This is a genomic window from uncultured Pseudomonas sp., from assembly GCF_943846705.1.
GTDB lineage: Bacteria > Pseudomonadota > Gammaproteobacteria > Pseudomonadales > Pseudomonadaceae > Aquipseudomonas.
Genome location: NZ_OX044366.1, coordinates 3,974,462 through 3,990,428, shown reverse-complemented (window position 1 = coordinate 3,990,428; position 15,967 = coordinate 3,974,462). Strand labels below are relative to the sequence as shown.

Below are 15,967 nucleotides of genomic sequence, written 5' to 3'. Positions count from 1 at the left end.
GGCCGGTAAATAACAGGAGGACGCTGATGCTTCAGTACAAGCGCGTCTACGAGCCTATTGAGGACAGTGATGGGCTGCGTGTGCTGGTCGATCGCTTGTGGCCGCGTGGGCTGAGCAAGCAGGCGTTGCAGCTGGATGCGTGGTTGCCGGATGTCGCGCCTTCCAGCGAACTGCGCCGCGAGTACCAGCATCAAGCCAGCGCCTTCAGCGCGTTCGCTAAAAAATACCGTGAGGAGTTGGCCGCGCATCCCGAACATTGGCAAGGGCTGCTCGGTATGGCCGAGCAGGGCACGCTGACCCTGCTGTTCGCCGCGCGTGATCCGCAACTGAGCAATGCCCGGGTGTTGGCCGAGTTTCTGGAAGATGAGCTGGACCGACGTGATCAGCCCAACTCAGCCACCTGCTATGCCGAGCGCGATTAAGGATTAACCCCAATCGTGCAGCGCCTTAAGCGTCGGCAATGCCGAGCATGTCTTTGATCAGCGCTTCAGCCACACGAATGCCATCCACGCCCGCCGAAAGAATACCGCCGGCATAACCTGCGCCTTCACCTGCCGGGTACAGCCCGCGTACGTTCAGGCTCTGCATGTCCGCGCCACGGGTAATGCGCAGCGGCGAGGAGGTGCGGGTTTCAATGCCGGTGAGTACCGCGTCCGCAAGGTCGAAGCCCTTTATCTGCTTGCCGAAGGCCGGCAGCGCTTCACGGATCGCCTCGATGGCAAAATCCGGCAGCGCCAGGGCCAAGTCGCCGAGTTTGATCCCCGGCTTGTAGGACGGCTCAACACTGCCCAATTCGGTGGACGGCTTGCCGGCGATAAAGTCGCCAACCAATTGCCCTGGCGCTTCGTAGTTGCTGCCGCCGAGTAGATAGGCCTGGGATTCCAGGCGCTCTTGCAGCTCAATCCCGGCCAGCGGGCCGCCTGGGTAGTCCTGCTCCGGGGTGATGCCGACCACGATACCGGCGTTGGCATTACGTTCGTTGCGCGAGTATTGGCTCATGCCGTTGGTCACTACACGGTTCGGCTCCGAGGTCGCCGCCACCACGGTGCCGCCTGGGCACATGCAGAAGCTGTAAACCGAGCGGCCGTTCTTGGCGTGGTGCACCAGTTTGTAATCCGCCGCGCCGAGTTTGGGGTGGCCGGCGTATTTGCCCAGCCGCGCGCGGTCGATCAGCCCCTGCGGGTGCTCGATGCGGAAGCCCACCGAGAACGGCTTGGCCTCCATATACACGCCGTGCTGGTGCAGCATGCGGAAGGTGTCGCGCGCGCTGTGGCCCAACGCCAGGATCACCTGACGGCTGCGAATCTGCTCGCCGCTGTCGAGCACCACGCCGCAGAGCTGGCCGTCTTCGATCAGCACATCACTGACGCGCTGCTGAAAGCGCACTTCACCGCCCAGCGCTTTGATTTCCTCGCGCATGGTCGCGACCACGCCAGTCAGCCGGAAGGTGCCAATATGCGGCTTGCTGACGTAGAGAATCTCATCCGGCGCGCCGGCCTTGACGAACTCCTGCAACACCTTGCGCCCGTAATGCTTGGGGTCTTTGATCTGGCTGTAGAGCTTGCCGTCGGAGAAGGTCCCCGCGCCGCCTTCGCCGAACTGCACGTTGGACTCCGGCTTGAGCACATTCTTGCGCCACAGGCCCCAGGTGTCCTTGGTGCGCTGGCGCACTTCGGTGCCGCGCTCCAGCACAATTGGCTTGAGCCCGGCTTGAGCGAGAATCAGCGCGGCAAAAATCCCGCAGGGGCCAAAGCCAACCACCAGCGGGCGTTCGGCAAGCTCTTCTGCAGCTTGGCCGACGGCTTTGTAGGCGGTGTCCGGGGTCACGCTGATATGCCGGTCATCGGCAAACTTGCTGAGCAACGCCGCTTCATCCTGCAGGTTGCAGTCGACGGTGTAGATAAAGTGTATTTCGCTGGATTTCTTCCGCGCATCGTAGCTGCGCTTGAACAGGCTGAAGTCGAGCAACTCGCTGTCGGCAATCCCTAAACGCTGGATGATGGCGGGGCGCAGGGCTTCTTCGGGATGGTCGAGCGGCAGCTTGAGTTCGGTGATGCGTAGCATGAGGGGCGATCCACTAGTCAGGGCCGGAGGCAACCCGGCAGCATTTTAGGACCGGCGATTATACCTGCGTTCGCCGGTCCTGGGCTCAGTGGCTTAGCCCGATGCTGATGCTCTTAGAGAAACTGGCTCCATGCTGCCGAAGGTTAACGTGCGGCTGGCTTCACCCAGTCCAGCATTACATCGAGCATGCGGTTGGCGAAGGCCCATTCGTTGTCATACCAGGCCAATACCTTGACCAGATCACCCTGCACGCGCGTGTGATTAAGGTCGACCACGCAAGACACCGGGTAACCGTTGAAGTCACTGGACACCAGCGGTAATTCGTTGCATTCCATCACCCCAGCCGGCAGTTGTGCAGCGCCGGTTTGCAGTGCGGCGTTGATCGCCTCACGGCTGGTCGGGCGCTCGCAGGTAAAGGTCAAATCAACCAGCGACACGTTGGGCGTGGGCACGCGCACCGACAGGCCATCCAGACGACCGGCCAGTTCAGGCAGTACCAGGTCGATGGTCTTGGCCGCACCGGTGCTGGTGGGGATCATCGACAGCGCGGCGGCGCGGGCGCGGTACAGGTCGCTGTGGGTTTTATCCAGCAGGTTCTGGTCATTGGTGTAGGAGTGAATGGTGTTGACCAGGCCCTGGCGAATGCCCACGGCCTCATGCAGCACCTTGGCCAATGGCGCCAGGCAGTTGGTGGTGCAGGAGGCGTTGGAGACGATCTGCTGATCACCCAGCAGTTGGTGGTTGACGCCATAAACCACGGTCAAATCGGCGCTATCCAGCGGGTGCGAAAGCAAGACCCGTGGACTGCCGGCGCTGATGTGCTGTTCAACTAGCGCGCGTTTTTTCAGCTTGCCGGTGCATTCGAGCACCAGGTCGACCTCAAGCTCACGCCAGGGCAAGTTCGCCACTTCGCGCTCACACAACAGCTTGATTGGGTGACCATCGACCTGCAACACATCGCCGTCCCGGCTGATTTGCCCGGGGAAGCGGCCGAAGGTCGAGTCGAAGCGCGTCAGGTGGGCGAGGGTGCTTTGCTCACCCAAGTCATTGATTGCAGTGAGGTGAATGCGGTCTTGCAGGTTGCGCTCGAACAACGCCCGCACCAAGCAACGTCCAATACGTCCATAACCATTGATAGCAATGCGCAGCATAATGATTTCCCTTTGGCTGACTGTCCTCCCAGCTTAGGCCAATCGCCTAGCGGCGGGCTGATCTATCTCAGCACTCTGCGCATTGTGTGTTTGCCAATGTGTCTAGTCGATGCGTGCGCCGCCGAGATAAGCGCAGCCGCGCAACACTTGACCATCGAGGCGTAACTCAGCGCTCATGTGCTGCACCGCGCCACTCATGCTGTCGACACAGCGCTGTTTGGCCACCCACAGCTCCAGGCGCTGGCCGTTGGCTTCGCTGCTGAGGTTCAGACGCCCTTCCGGCAGCTGCTCCTCCAGGTACGGCAGCGCTTGCGGCTCTTTACCGGCGCGATTGAGGATCAACCCTTGATTGCTCACGGCAATGCTCCAGTCCGGCGTGTGGCCGCTGGCACGCAAAAGGGTGCGGGCGAAATTAATGTCCGTGCAGCCACGGCCTTCAGCCTGCACGCGGTACACCTGGCTGGGCACGAACTGGCCGTCGATGCCGGCTTGGGCATTGGCTTGCAGCTGGCCGCGCATGTCTACGTAGAGGGTGTTGTGCCCATCGCTGAACAGGCTATTAGCATCGCTGCTGAGGCCATCCGCGCTATCGTCCTTGAGGAGAAATTGCCGCTGTTCCTGGCAGGGGCGAAACAGCAATTGGCCTGCATTGAGACTGAGCTCACCTTGCATGCGCGTCTGCTCAATCACCGGCTCGGCGGGTTTATCCGTAAACACCTGGCAACTGGCGAGCAGTGGCAACAAGGCAACGCAAAAAGGACGGCTGAAACGCATCGTGGCACTCCTGAAAAGTGCGCTCACGTTACCGAGGCACCTGCCTGACCACAAGGGCAGCGCAGCATGCGACGCAGAGCTTCATGGCTAACAGTCGCCTTTGCGGTGAGCACATTCCACGCTGGTTAATGCTCGGCCACCGATGACGTGATAATCGCCATGTTTAATCAATTTAATTATTAAGGCTAATAGGCTCGTGTTCAGGCGCTACGGATGATTCTGGGGTGGATTCAGCGTCGATCTTCAAGCGGTCCGCTTTACTGATGTATTTATTCTTGCTCGGTGGTGCTAGCTTGGCACTGGCCTTTTTGGCGTGAGCCTTTAACAGTTGCTTGATCTTTTTTTGGCGGTTCATGGCTGTGCTCGGTGTGTGAATTCTAGATTGGTGCTGGGGTAAAGCGATTAAGCAAAGGCGCGCATTTTAACCGATCACAGTGAGCGAGGTGAGTGAATTAATCGGCTTGTTAGATGCCGTAATCACGCTCAACTTTGGATATTCTTACTTTGAATGATGAGTACCATTTAGCATGACCAAGCTGTTGAGCCCGCGTGTGCTCGATATTGGCTTTCCAGTTCTTTATTGAATCAAGATCAGACCAATATGAAACAGTAATCCCAAGGTCTTCTCTTGCAGACTCGACACCTAAGTAGCCAGGCTGCTGGGCTGCGAGATCCAGCATTTTAGTGGCCATATCGCCATAGCCGTTATCACCGACTGTGCGCTGAGACGTGAAGATTACCGCATAGTAAGGCGGGTTGGGTGTTGCAGCGATTGTCGTCATGTTGTTTCCCGTAGGAATCTAACGTTTAATTAAGGGCGGACTTAGTCCGCCTCAGTGAGCGAAGTGAACGGCTTGGATGCCTCGTTAGCCGACTCAGAACTGTAAACCCCCTTGGCTTTGCGCAGAGCGGCCTAGCTGTCATAGCGGCGCAGGAAGTGACGTGCGACTAAAAACACTGTGAAAGGAACCACGGTAAACACAACGATTGCGGCAATAACCGCGGCTTTGCTGGGTAAGCCAGCGCCGAATGATAGAGCAAAAGACAGGCCGTTTACCGCGTTTAGCGGATCAAGAGATGCGATCAACCCCGCGTTGTCGGGTGTGCCAGAGAACAGGAAGCACAAAGCGAAGAACATTATGGCTGCTGCAACAATTGAGATCACTACACTTTTTTTCACGACCGCCTCCATCAGTGGGAGTTACATGACGACCGTATAATCGGCACGACTTATCGTGTCCGGGTTGATGCGTTTGTTATGCTTTTAGCGATACTAACATTTTCCCTTAAAAGAACCCTTTCCAGCACATACAGTCCATGAGGAACAAAATCATAACTACTGATGAACTTTTCAATATCTTTGCTCTTAAGAGGAATTGCGATAAACGAATCCACTTCTAAATGCTTGTCTCTGGCGATTAATGGCTCAACATCTTTCTCATAGTCGAGGTCAAGCTCGAATACTGACGATAAGCCTATTTCAAAATTATTCTTCTCTAAGAAAAAGTCGTAAAAGGAAGCTTTAACACCATGTTGATAAAGCTTTTCATTAATCCCTAACTCTTCGAGAAGGCCGCGCTTAAAGCAGAGTTCCAAATCCACTCTCCCAAATGGATCTTTATCAGTCTGTGACAGACCTTCATTCATGGTGATATGGTATTTAGGTACGCTCCCATGAACTCTACTCGATCTCTTGCTTAGTATTACTTCTTTCCCCCGACTTCCTTCACATATAAGCAGGGTGTTTATGCCGAAAGATGTGAAAAAAGGCTTATATTTAAGAAAGTCTGATATTCCTGCAGAGCATATAGGGTGGTCTTTTTTCTTAAGTTCATGATAAATAGATCTAAACACTCTATGAGTGAAGTAGTCAGTTTTAAAAAGATCAATTTCCACGCCTGGTTTTTCTTGATCGCCAAAGCGAGTGAATTTTAAATTGAAAACACCGTATTTTTCACCGTTAAATATCAAGCCATCTTTAGATTCAAGAAACATTTCTCCAACTATAGCTTTGTGTTTTTCGATTAGCTCTGGAAGTTCGGTTATTCCAGTAAGCTCTGCAATGTCCTCGAAGTTACATTTCCCGTTGAACGAAATGTCTGGATAAAATTTAGACAGCTGTGAGTCCATATAGTCAGCTTCACGCTCTCTCGAGGTGATTTTATCTTTTATGTGATTCGGCATAGCAATAAACAAGCTTCGATGCTCCCCGAAGATTGAGACTTCTCTCGAGAATATATTACTCTTTTCAAATTCAGGGTCTCCATTAGCTAAATCGACCACATTTATAGCGTCTTTCCTTTTCTTATAAGAGGAAATCTCAAGTCTTAACTTTCTTTTATATTTTATGTCTTTTAATCTTTTATAAGATTTCTGGAATGCATAAAGAATAATTGAACCTGAAAAAAGAAAAAACAGCTCTGTTGAGGCGTCGCTTGTTATTTTGTCTATTATCGCATCTAGCATTTATTAGAGATTCCGATGTTGATATGAGCATAGCGATTAAGCTAATGGGCGGGCTTTAGCCCGTCCCAGCGAACGAAGTGAGCGATTTGAGTGCTGTAATGGACTCTCCCCGCGCCACAGTTCTATACCGAGAACAGTGGTGGCTGAAATTGGGAGTGTCGTGATGAAGCGAATAGCAGTTGATCTGGCCAAGTCCGTTTACCAAGTTGCCGAGAGTGTCCGTTCCGGCCAGGTGGTGCAGCGCAAGCGACTGAACCGAGAGGCGTTCAGGCGATATATACAGGAGCAAGCTGAGCCGGTCGAGTGGGTGATGGAAGCCTGTGGCACGGCTCACTATTGGGGGCGGGTCGCGCAGGCGCTGGGCCACCGGGTCAAACTGATCCATCCGCGCTATGTGCGGCCCTATCGCCGCCGTAACAAAACCGATCGCAATGACTGTGATGCGATGCTGGAAGCGGCGCGCTGCAAGGATATTCATCCGGTGCCGGTGAAAAACCAGGAGCAACAGCTGTTACAGCAACTGCACGGTATGCGCGAAACCTGGAAGAAGAGCCGTACCCAGCGCATCAACTTGCTGCGCGGTATTTTGCGCGAGGCGGGCATCGAAGCTCCAGCGTCCACCGCCGCGTTTATCCGCGCCGCCCATGAGCTGGTTGAACGCCCAGAGATCGCGCCTTTGAGTCATCAACTGCATATCGTTCTGGCAGAAATAAACCTGCACGAACAGTGCATGGCTGAGTGCGAGCAGCAACTCAAGCGCTGGCATGCCGACGATGACGTGGTGCGCAAACTCGATGAGGTCAGCGGTATTGGCCTGCTGACCGCCAGTGCCCTGAAAACCGCAGTCGGCAAGCCCGAGCGCTTTACCAGTGGTCGCCAACTCAGCGCTTGGTTGGGTATGACGCCGCGTGAATTCAGCAGCGGCGACCGACGCAAGCTGGGGCATATCAGCCGACAGGGCAACGTCTATGTGCGCACCTTATTGATCCACGGCTCGCGAGCGGCCTTGCTGGCGGCGCAGCGCTGTCAGGCCCGCACGCCGGAGAAGCTGACCCATTTACAACGCTGGGCCGTCGAGACGGCGGCGCGTATCGGCCACAACAAAGCGGCGGTGGCGCTGGCCAACAAGTTGGTGAGGATCTGCTGGGCGGTATGGTGCAACGAGCGACGTTTCAGCGGTGACTGGCAAAGCGTAAAGCCCGCCTGACGGCGGAGTGATCAGCAAGGCGTGATGGGTTTCTTGTGGTTGTGGTGAGCAGCAACACTGTCGGAACAGGCGAGTCCTGCAGCGGAATAAGGCCGATAACAATCATGATCTTGGTGATCGATTGAACGCTTGGCCCCCGCTGCGCGAACTACAGAATGGCCAGGGCGAAAAAGCCCAAAACAGGCCGGATATACGAATGCAACCGCGCTGACGACAGGGTTAGGAAAAGCTTTGCTCACTACTTGTGGGGAGAGTCCATATAAGTTGTTAGGTTTTTGGAATGGATACGTTAGCCATAAGGCCATATGCAATTAAAAGAATAGTGAAAACCCACCAGGCAGCTGAAATTTTTTGACTGCGTTGAGTTTGATTGTTGAGCGTTGCTACCGCAGGAAGAATACCACTTGCTATAAATATGAATAAGCCACCGAGTAAGGTTTCGCCGGTCACAATAATGCCGAATATGTCAAGCGCTCCTGTAGATTTATGGAATATGGAGTCTTGGTTAAGTGCCAGATAGTTTATAAACCTAACGTACTCAGAAAGAAGGGCGGAAAATATTGATAGCAGTGCTGCAAATATTATTGTTGCGATGGTTTTGGTGCGCTGAATACTTTTTGAGTTTTGTGTTTCTTTTTGAGAGCTTAATGCTGCCCAAAGGAATAGACATGGAAGTATGAGTATGAGTATGTTGGCTGCCCATGTGCCAGGTACTTCAATAAAACTACCGGTTGGCGATTTAATAATTGTGCTTTGTGTAAGCGTGTTGTTCTTAATTGATTCCAGAATTTGAACTGTGTCCGTTGATATTTCTCCGGCCACTCGGATTATTGGACTGGTGACTGAACCGCTCAGCCATACTCCTAGTAGAGCACCAAATATCAACGATACTAGATATATAAACTTTCTCTTCATTTGAAAGAAACCTAACGACCAGGTTAAGGGGGCCGGCTTTGCCGGTCCCAGTGAGCGCAGCGAACGACTTGAACCGCTAGTTAGAACGTTTGGAGATTGGCGATTTCTGCGAGTAATTTTTTGTAGTCAATTTGGTCTGTGATATTTACAACGGTTCCATTGACCATGGTTATTCCAAGTGTATTTCGGTCAATAAAATTTAATGGTTCATGATTTTTGTCGAAATCAGACTTCCAGAGCCAGTTTACGTCTACCCAGTGCTCGATTTTATCCAGCTCTGCAAAGTCATGCCCCTTGAATCGTTCAAGCACGGCACCAACTGCAATTACACGATTTTGATTATGGTATAGAAGAACAAGATCGCCCTTTGCAATTTTGTCAATGGTTTCAGCTTTGTCATAAAATGCAGCGGCCTTGCTTTGTCTAAGCATGTATTTGTAAGCGTTTGGATTGCCGTTGTCATCTTTGCTATTGGTGTTTACGAGCCATGCTTTCATATCTGAATCCTTGATGTCGAGTTGAGGTTCTAACGTTTGGTTAAGGGGCGGGCTTTAGCCCGTCCCAGTGAGCGAAGCGAACGGTTTGAACCAATTGTTATACAAGCTTCCGATTGCTCGGTTTTGGTTCCAGGGCTATTCCAATATAGTTGTCGGAATCAGCTTTTCGCATGAAGCTCATTACTACTACGGCCATATAGAATAAAACTAGAGAGCCGTTCACCGGCTTTTCAATATACCAGGGGAACTGCTCAACGTAGCTTTGTATTTCAAATACTGTTGGCAACACCTCGGGCGGGGAGAGAGCCCATGCTGTAAAGGTTAATACTAAAATTCCTTGGGCGCAGGTTGAGATGAAATTTCGTGTTTCGATGTCTTGCTTGTGCTGTTCACAGTATCGAAGCAACGCCATGTTTCCTTCTTTGGCCGCACGGGCCATCAGCACTTCAGCTCGTGTAAAGCCATCGCTGGGCATTTTGCCGAAAAAGATACTACTATTTGTAATTTTTGATAATGCTATTTGCAGGAAAGGCCAGACAATGAACCAAAAGCCAGGTATTACGGCGGCAAAAACAAATGAAAATAGCCCCGTGCCAATAATCAGGTCTCTAATGTCTATATTTGTTTTTATCCATTCGAATGAGAGTATTGATACCCCGCTGCCGTGTTTTAAAATTAAATAGCAGTCAGCAAATGTAATTATGGTGAGCAGGCCAATAAGCCAGGAGAGCTGCATGGCTTTTTGCACTGCTGAGACTTTTACTTGACTCCAGACATCCATGTGATTTTCCAGTCTGTATAACGTTTGGTTAAGGGGCGGGCTTTAGCCCGTCCCAGTGAGCGAAGCGAACGGTTTGAATGCTGTAATGGACTCTCCCCGCGCCACAGTTCTATACCGAGAACAGTGGTGGCTGAAATTGGGAGTGTCGTGATGAAGCGAATAGCAGTTGATCTGGCCAAGTCCGTTTACCAAGTTGCCGAGAGTGTCCGTTCCGGCCAGGTGGTGCAGCGCAAGCGACTGAACCGAGAGGCGTTCAGGCGATATATACAGGAGCAAGCTGAGCCGGTCGAGTGGGTGATGGAAGCCTGTGGCACGGCTCACTATTGGGGGCGGGTCGCGCAGGCGCTGGGCCACCGGGTCAAACTGATCCATCCGCGCTATGTGCGGCCCTATCGCCGCCGTAACAAAACCGATCGCAATGACTGTGATGCGATGCTGGAAGCGGCGCGCTGCAAGGATATTCATCCGGTGCCGGTGAAAAACCAGGAGCAACAGCTGTTACAGCAACTGCACGGTATGCGCGAAACCTGGAAGAAGAGCCGTACCCAGCGCATCAACTTGCTGCGCGGTATTTTGCGCGAGGCGGGCATCGAAGCTCCAGCGTCCACCGCCGCGTTTATCCGCGCCGCCCATGAGCTGGTTGAACGCCCAGAGATCGCGCCTTTGAGTCATCAACTGCATATCGTTCTGGCAGAAATAAACCTGCACGAACAGTGCATGGCTGAGTGCGAGCAGCAACTCAAGCGCTGGCATGCCGACGATGACGTGGTGCGCAAACTCGATGAGGTCAGCGGTATTGGCCTGCTGACCGCCAGTGCCCTGAAAACCGCAGTCGGCAAGCCCGAGCGCTTTACCAGTGGTCGCCAACTCAGCGCTTGGTTGGGTATGACGCCGCGTGAATTCAGCAGCGGCGACCGACGCAAGCTGGGGCATATCAGCCGACAGGGCAACGTCTATGTGCGCACCTTATTGATCCACGGCTCGCGAGCGGCCTTGCTGGCGGCGCAGCGCTGTCAGGCCCGCACGCCGGAGAAGCTGACCCATTTACAACGCTGGGCCGTCGAGACGGCGGCGCGTATCGGCCACAACAAAGCGGCGGTGGCGCTGGCCAACAAGTTGGTGAGGATCTGCTGGGCGGTATGGTGCAACGAGCGACGTTTCAGCGGTGACTGGCAAAGCGTAAAGCCCGCCTGACGGCGGAGTGATCAGCAAGGCGTGATGGGTTTCTTGTGGTTGTGGTGAGCAGCAACACTGTCGGAACAGGCGAGTCCTGCAGCGGAATAAGGCCGATAACAATCATGATCTTGGTGATCGATTGAACGCTTGGCCCCCGCTGCGCGAACTACAGAATGGCCAGGGCGAAAAAGCCCAAAACAGGCCGGATATACGAATGCAACCGCGCTGACGACAGGGTTAGGAAAAGCTTTGCTCACTACTTGTGGGGAGAGTCCATATACCATTTGTTAGAACATGGATTAATATTAACGGCGTAGCCAGCGATCATGATCAAGATCGTTAAAGGCTGTAGAGTGCCCACCTAGGGTTGCTACAATAAATATGCATATAGCGCCTAGGCAGAGAGCAAGCTCGATATATTCCGAATTGAAAGAGAATATATAGCCTATAAATTTTCCTGACCATAGCCCTGCTGCGGCAGCAAGTGTTAAGCCAAATGAAAATAGTATGAGATATGTTATTGTTTCCATAGTCTTTCTGTAGTTTCAGCTGCTGAGTTAATTGAGTGTGTTCTAACGATTAAGCTAAGGGGCAGGCTTTAGCCTGTCCCAGCGAACGAAGTGAGCGATTTGAGCGCCTTGTTAGCTTTACCACGTTAACCCTCTTTTTTGCCTTGGAGTTCTTGGTTGACCAGCATGGCCATCCAAAAATTGAGGATTTTTCTCTAAATACTGACGTGCCCATGGCTGCAAGTTAAAAGCAAAGCCATTTAAAAGGTCGCCAACATTTGCTGCTAGATATGTTATGTCTTTTGACCTTAACCCTGCCATGATTCCGTCGTCCATGCCAACGTGAACAGTGTTCTGTTGGTCTTTAATATACGGTATTAGGTAGCCTTTTTCTTCCGGTGTTAAATTGTGTAAAGATTTTTGGCGTATTTTAGTATTTTTTCTTTGGTTGTACCCTTGCATAAAGAAAGTAAATACTCTTGCACTGCAAAATGAAATAACTAATAAAAATGCGGGCCCGAGGTAAACTCGAAACTCGTTCCTGAAGCCATCAACTGCAAGAATCTGTGCGTAATTTTCTGGCAGAAATAGAATTAACCCCAAAACAAATAGGATTGCGACTAGAAACGCTGCAGGTATTTTCCTGAAATAATCGAGAAGCTCAGTAAATTTATCCATAAGTGCTCGGTATCCAATAAAGAGCTAACGATTAAGCTAAGGGGCAGGCTTTAGCCTGTCCCAGCGAACGAAGTGAGCGATTTGAGCGCCTTGTTAGGTTCTTTTCCAAAACTCCCACCATTTTCGTATCTTCGGTTTTTCTGTGGTGCTAACTTGATAAGGTGATGTGAATGGTTTAGGCCATCCTTCTTTCTGGTTGCACTGGCCAGCAAGTTGGTACGACTCGCATTCTAGAAATTCTTCCTGATCCCACAAACCGATCAGATCAACCACACGCCTACTGAGTATTAACTCCCGCTTTTCTTTGCAGGAATTTATATGTTTAAGCGCAATGCGCAAGCTTTTTTCTAGCTCACCCGGCTGACTAAACCAAGATAGCTCTTCTGTACGGATGATTACGTTATTAAACTCTTCACTCTCTAAGCGTAAGATCCACTCTGAGAGCAGTGCAATTTGTACGGAATTTTTGGCAGTGCACTCGATAATTGAGTGCCAATCCGTGAGTTGCCGAATCGCTTTCTCTTTTTTGCAGATTAGATAAGGGTACGGGTGAGCATCAATATCTGCGCCTAAATCATCCGGCGAGATAATCTTTATATCTATCTCTTCATACATAAGCAGCCAGAATAAAGGGATACATGCTCCGGCTTCGTACTCTTTTCCTGATATAGAAAAGAAATTTTCTGTGCCAATCTCATGAGGCATTTCTGTTGCGTTTGTGCAGTAGAGGTAAACGCGATTGGTCATTGAGAACCTAACGTTTGGTTAAGGGGCGGGCTTTAGCCCGTCCCAGTGAGCGAAGCGAGCGATTTGAACCACTTGTTATGCTGTTACACAATATTTTGGTTTGGTGTATTGGTTTTTAGGCCGCAAATAAATGCTGATGCGCTACCTATTAAAAATATTAGCGAAAGCAGGGTGTAAGACATATAAAGTATTGTGTTGTATGGTTCTGGAGTAAAGCAATTTTCTGTGATGCATTGCGCTGATATGTTGGCTGGTATAAGAAATTGAACAAGACGCAAACATGTGCAGGTAAAGAAGCATGCAACAGAAAGCCAAGCGAAAAATGAAGATCGCTTACGAGCTAGAATAGTTGCTGAGGCCGTAAGTAAGGCAAACGCAAATGCCCATAATAATATTTCATAGTTTATAAGCGTCATTCCAATTGTAGCGGTCGGCTCGGTCATCGGGTTGCTCTAGGCATAACTATTATTAGGCGACATTGAATGTCGCGTTTGATGTCGTAAAAGCATGTCGGATAACGTTCCTTGTCGTCTCGTGAGACTACGTCTAGCTTGAAGGTGGTCGTGGCAAACGCGACATCATTCAGGGAGAAAAGCGACATGGAAGACGACAAGCCTCGGTTGCTCGATCAAGTCCGCCAGCAAATCCGGATCAGGGGCTATTCCATTCGTACCGAAAAGATCTACGTCGAGTGGGTAAAACGTTATATACGGTTTCACCAGTATCGTCATCCTGTAGAGATGGGGGCGCTGGAGGTTGAGGCGTTTCTGACTCATTTGGCCGTTACCCGTAATGTAGCGGCGGCCACGCAGAATCAGGCGTTGGCGGCGCTGTTGTTTCTGTACAAGGAGGTGTTGAAACTTGAGTTGCCTTGGCTGGAGGGGGTTGTGCGGGCGAAAAAGCCGGCGCATTTACCTACGGTCTTAACACGTGAGGAGGTGACTAGGGTGTTGGCCGAAATCTCGGGTGTGCACGGGTTGGTTGCCAGTTTGTTATATGGCTCTGGCCTCAGGTTGATGGAGGCGCTGCGTTTGCGGGTCAAGGATGTAGAGTTTTCCCGTGGCGAGATTTTAGTGCGTGACGGTAAGGGCCAGAAGGATCGCGTGACCATGTTGCCGCGTTCAGTGGTGGTTAGCCTGCATGAACATTTAGAGACGGTTAAGGCGTTGCATCAGCAAGACCTTGCCGAGGGGTTTGGTCGGGTTAACCTGCCGTTTGCGTTGGCTCGTAAGTACCCCAATGCGGCTGCGGAGTGGGGCTGGCAGTTTGTCTTTCCGTCAGGTAATCGCTCGCAAGACCCGCGTGGTGCTGGCACGTTTCGTCATCATTTGCATGAGAAAACCATCCAGCGCGCGGTGCGTGAAGCAGTGCGTCGTGCGGCGATAATCAAACCAGCGACGCCGCATACCTTACGTCACTCCTTTGCGACCCACTTGCTGGAGAGTGGTCAGGACATTCGCACCGTGCAGGAGTTACTGGGGCATGCGGATGTTAAAACCACGATGATTTATACCCATGTACTCAATCGCGGAGGGCTGGGTGTGCTGAGCCCGTTGGATCGCGCATAAAAAAGCCCCGCATGTGCGGGGCTTTTTAGGCTGTAGGCGAGGCGTTAGATCAGCTCAGCCCACATGTCGTATTCATCGGCATCTACGATGCGCACGCGGACTTTGTCGCCCGGCTTAACAGCGGTGCTGGCGATAAATACGCTGCCGTCGATCTCTGGGGCATCGGCGTAGCAGCGGGCGACGGCGCCTTGGTCGTCGACCTCGTCGATTAGGACGTCCATTTCTTTGCCGACCTTGAGTTGCAGGCGGGCGGTGCTGATGGCTTGTTGGTGGGCCATAAAGCGGTCCCAGCGGTCCTGCTTAACGTCATCCGGTACGTGGTTGTCGAGCAGGTTGGCGGGCGCACCCTCTACTGGCGAGTATTGGAAGCAGCCAACGCGGTCGAGTTGCGCTTCGGTCAGCCAGTTGAGTAGGTATTGGAAGTCTTCTTCGGTTTCACCGGGGAAGCCGACGATAAAGGTCGAGCGGATGGTCAGTTCCGGGCAGATTTCGCGCCAGTTTTTGATTCGCGCCAGGGTCTTGTCTTCGAAGGCTGGGCGCTTCATGGCTTTCAGCACTTTCGGGCTGGCGTGCTGGAAGGGGATATCCAGGTACGGCAGGATTTTGCCGGCGGCCATCAGCGGGATCAGTTCGTCGACGTGCGGGTAGGGGTAGACGTAGTGCAGGCGCACCCACACGCCCATGCTCGACAAGGCTTCGCACAGTTCGGTCATGCGGGTTTTCACCGGCTGGCCGTTCCAGAAGTCAGTCTTGTACTTCATGTCGACGCCGTAGGCGCTGGTGTCTTGGGAAATTACCAGCAGCTCTTTGACGCCGGATTTAACCAGGCGCTCGGCTTCGCTGAGCACTTCACCCACCGGGCGGCTGACCAGCTTGCCGCGCATGGAGGGGATGATGCAGAAGCTGCAGCTGTGGTTACAGCCTTCGGAAATCTTCAGGTAGGCATAGTGGCGCGGGGTCAGTTTGATGCCCTGTGGCGGCACCAGGTCGATCAGTGGGTTGTGTGAGGTCGAGGGCGGGACTACTTCGTGCACGGCGTTGAGCACTTGCTCATATTGTTGCGGGCCGGTGACCGAGAGCACGCTGGGGTGTACGTCGCGAATCGCGCCTTCTTCCACGCCCATGCAGCCGGTGACGATGACTTTGCCGTTTTCTTTAATGGCTTCGCCGATCACGTCCAGGGATTCGGCCTTGGCGCTGTCGATAAAGCCGCAGGTGTTGACCACCACCACGTCGGCGTCCTGATAGGTCGACACTACTTCATAACCTTCCATGCGCAGCTGGGTCAGGATGCGCTCGGAGTCCACCAGGGCTTTGGGGCAGCCGAGTGAAACGAAGCCGACTTTGGGCGTGGCGGGGGTGGACATGGCGGTAACCTCAGGCGTGTACGGACGGATGCTGGGCACTGAGTGTGCCTCTGATCAAAAAGTGCGC

The 15,967-nt window shown here is 52.5% G+C and carries 17 protein-coding genes; 4 read left to right on the top strand and 13 right to left on the bottom strand.

Annotated elements, in window-relative coordinates:
- The first annotated feature begins 26 nt into the window (after positions 1–26).
- Complete coding sequence (locus Q0V31_RS18550; protein WP_298190288.1) at positions 27–422, top strand: DUF488 family protein; 396 nt, start codon at positions 27–29, stop codon at positions 420–422.
- 25 nt (positions 423–447) lie between these two features.
- Here Q0V31_RS18550 and Q0V31_RS18545 read toward each other — a convergent pair whose 3' ends face one another.
- From Q0V31_RS18545 to Q0V31_RS18515, 7 genes are all read right to left on the bottom strand, one after another.
- A complete protein-coding gene (locus Q0V31_RS18545) occupies positions 448–2,064 on the bottom strand; it encodes an NAD(P)/FAD-dependent oxidoreductase (protein ID WP_298190286.1) in 1,617 nt (538 codons plus the stop codon).
- A 143-nt stretch (positions 2,065–2,207) separates the two neighbouring features.
- Positions 2,208–3,215 carry a type I glyceraldehyde-3-phosphate dehydrogenase gene (gene gap / locus Q0V31_RS18540; RefSeq protein WP_298190284.1) on the bottom strand — a complete coding sequence of 336 codons (1,008 nt, stop codon included), beginning with the start codon at positions 3,213–3,215 and terminating at the stop codon, positions 2,208–2,210.
- 102 nt (positions 3,216–3,317) lie between these two features.
- Entirely contained in the window at positions 3,318–3,989 is a 672-nt protein-coding gene (locus Q0V31_RS18535) for a hypothetical protein (RefSeq protein WP_298190282.1), read from the bottom strand.
- 172 nt (positions 3,990–4,161) lie between these two features.
- Complete coding sequence (locus Q0V31_RS18530) at positions 4,162–4,344, bottom strand: DUF2986 domain-containing protein (protein WP_298190280.1); 183 nt, start codon at positions 4,342–4,344, stop codon at positions 4,162–4,164.
- 109 nt (positions 4,345–4,453) lie between these two features.
- Positions 4,454–4,771, bottom strand: coding sequence for an antibiotic biosynthesis monooxygenase (locus Q0V31_RS18525; RefSeq protein WP_298190278.1), 318 nt, complete (start codon positions 4,769–4,771; stop codon positions 4,454–4,456).
- 131 nt (positions 4,772–4,902) lie between these two features.
- Positions 4,903–5,169 (bottom strand): hypothetical protein, encoded by a 267-nt coding sequence (locus Q0V31_RS18520; RefSeq protein ID WP_298190276.1) that lies wholly within the window; start codon positions 5,167–5,169, stop codon positions 4,903–4,905.
- Positions 5,170–5,219: 50 nt separating this feature from the next.
- Complete coding sequence (locus Q0V31_RS18515; RefSeq protein WP_298190274.1) at positions 5,220–6,455, bottom strand: hypothetical protein; 1,236 nt, start codon at positions 6,453–6,455, stop codon at positions 5,220–5,222.
- 163 nt (positions 6,456–6,618) lie between these two features.
- On the opposite strand from Q0V31_RS18515, the gene Q0V31_RS18510 reads away from it, so the two are divergent.
- Positions 6,619–7,662, top strand: coding sequence for an IS110 family transposase (locus tag Q0V31_RS18510; protein ID WP_298190264.1), 1,044 nt, complete (start codon positions 6,619–6,621; stop codon positions 7,660–7,662).
- 267 nt (positions 7,663–7,929) lie between these two features.
- Here the strand turns inward: Q0V31_RS18510 and Q0V31_RS18505 are convergent, their stop codons facing one another.
- The 3 genes from Q0V31_RS18505 to Q0V31_RS18495 form a co-directional block, all read right to left on the bottom strand.
- A complete protein-coding gene (locus tag Q0V31_RS18505; protein ID WP_298190271.1) occupies positions 7,930–8,577 on the bottom strand; it encodes a hypothetical protein in 648 nt (215 codons plus the stop codon).
- An 80-nt stretch (positions 8,578–8,657) separates the two neighbouring features.
- Positions 8,658–9,074, bottom strand: a complete 417-nt coding sequence (locus Q0V31_RS18500) for a hypothetical protein (RefSeq protein ID WP_298190268.1) — start codon at positions 9,072–9,074, stop codon at positions 8,658–8,660.
- Between the two features lie 97 nt (positions 9,075–9,171).
- Positions 9,172–9,855 carry a hypothetical protein gene (locus tag Q0V31_RS18495; protein ID WP_298190266.1) on the bottom strand — a complete coding sequence of 228 codons (684 nt, stop codon included), beginning with the start codon at positions 9,853–9,855 and terminating at the stop codon, positions 9,172–9,174.
- A 150-nt stretch (positions 9,856–10,005) separates the two neighbouring features.
- On the opposite strand from Q0V31_RS18495, the gene Q0V31_RS18490 reads away from it, so the two are divergent.
- The gene (locus Q0V31_RS18490; RefSeq protein WP_298190264.1) at positions 10,006–11,049 is read left to right on the top strand and encodes an IS110 family transposase; all 1,044 of its coding nucleotides are present in this window, start codon (positions 10,006–10,008) and stop codon (positions 11,047–11,049) included.
- A gap of 629 nt (positions 11,050–11,678) precedes the next feature.
- Here Q0V31_RS18490 and Q0V31_RS18485 read toward each other — a convergent pair.
- Both Q0V31_RS18485 and Q0V31_RS18480 read right to left on the bottom strand, forming a co-directional pair.
- On the bottom strand, positions 11,679–12,218 hold the full coding sequence (locus Q0V31_RS18485) for a super-infection exclusion protein B (RefSeq protein WP_298190262.1): 540 nt from the start codon (positions 12,216–12,218) through the stop codon (positions 11,679–11,681).
- Between the two features lie 93 nt (positions 12,219–12,311).
- Positions 12,312–12,965: a hypothetical protein gene (locus tag Q0V31_RS18480; protein ID WP_298188872.1), complete on the bottom strand. Its 654-nt coding sequence runs from the start codon at positions 12,963–12,965 to the stop codon at positions 12,312–12,314.
- Between the two features lie 599 nt (positions 12,966–13,564).
- On the opposite strand from Q0V31_RS18480, the gene Q0V31_RS18475 reads away from it, so the two are divergent.
- On the top strand, positions 13,565–14,533 hold the full coding sequence (locus Q0V31_RS18475; RefSeq protein WP_298190260.1) for an integron integrase: 969 nt from the start codon (positions 13,565–13,567) through the stop codon (positions 14,531–14,533).
- A 44-nt stretch (positions 14,534–14,577) separates the two neighbouring features.
- Here Q0V31_RS18475 and rimO read toward each other — a convergent pair whose 3' ends face one another.
- Entirely contained in the window at positions 14,578–15,900 is a 1,323-nt protein-coding gene (rimO, locus tag Q0V31_RS18470; RefSeq protein WP_298190259.1) for a 30S ribosomal protein S12 methylthiotransferase RimO, read from the bottom strand.
- Between the last annotated feature and the right edge of the window lie 67 nt (positions 15,901–15,967).

Excerpts from the sequence above, each read along its gene's own strand:
- Q0V31_RS18550 (WP_298190288.1), top strand. The coding sequence starts at position 27 with ATGCTTCAGTACAAGCGCGTCTACGAGCCTATTGAGGACAGTGATGGG.
- Q0V31_RS18545 (WP_298190286.1), bottom strand. The coding sequence starts at position 2,064 with ATGCTACGCATCACCGAACTCAAGCTGCCGCTCGACCATCCCGAAGAA.
- gap (WP_298190284.1), bottom strand. The coding sequence starts at position 3,215 with ATGCTGCGCATTGCTATCAATGGTTATGGACGTATTGGACGTTGCTTG.
- Q0V31_RS18535 (WP_298190282.1), bottom strand. The coding sequence starts at position 3,989 with ATGCGTTTCAGCCGTCCTTTTTGCGTTGCCTTGTTGCCACTGCTCGCC.
- Q0V31_RS18530 (WP_298190280.1), bottom strand. The coding sequence starts at position 4,344 with ATGAACCGCCAAAAAAAGATCAAGCAACTGTTAAAGGCTCACGCCAAA.
- Q0V31_RS18525 (WP_298190278.1), bottom strand. The coding sequence starts at position 4,771 with ATGACGACAATCGCTGCAACACCCAACCCGCCTTACTATGCGGTAATC.
- Q0V31_RS18515 (WP_298190274.1), bottom strand. The coding sequence starts at position 6,455 with ATGCTAGATGCGATAATAGACAAAATAACAAGCGACGCCTCAACAGAG.
- Q0V31_RS18510 (WP_298190264.1), top strand. The coding sequence starts at position 6,619 with ATGAAGCGAATAGCAGTTGATCTGGCCAAGTCCGTTTACCAAGTTGCC.
- Q0V31_RS18505 (WP_298190271.1), bottom strand. The coding sequence starts at position 8,577 with ATGAAGAGAAAGTTTATATATCTAGTATCGTTGATATTTGGTGCTCTA.
- Q0V31_RS18500 (WP_298190268.1), bottom strand. The coding sequence starts at position 9,074 with ATGAAAGCATGGCTCGTAAACACCAATAGCAAAGATGACAACGGCAAT.
- Q0V31_RS18495 (WP_298190266.1), bottom strand. The coding sequence starts at position 9,855 with ATGGATGTCTGGAGTCAAGTAAAAGTCTCAGCAGTGCAAAAAGCCATG.
- Q0V31_RS18490 (WP_298190264.1), top strand. The coding sequence starts at position 10,006 with ATGAAGCGAATAGCAGTTGATCTGGCCAAGTCCGTTTACCAAGTTGCC.
- Q0V31_RS18485 (WP_298190262.1), bottom strand. The coding sequence starts at position 12,218 with ATGGATAAATTTACTGAGCTTCTCGATTATTTCAGGAAAATACCTGCA.
- Q0V31_RS18480 (WP_298188872.1), bottom strand. The coding sequence starts at position 12,965 with ATGACCAATCGCGTTTACCTCTACTGCACAAACGCAACAGAAATGCCT.
- Q0V31_RS18475 (WP_298190260.1), top strand. The coding sequence starts at position 13,565 with ATGGAAGACGACAAGCCTCGGTTGCTCGATCAAGTCCGCCAGCAAATC.
- rimO (WP_298190259.1), bottom strand. The coding sequence starts at position 15,900 with ATGTCCACCCCCGCCACGCCCAAAGTCGGCTTCGTTTCACTCGGCTGC.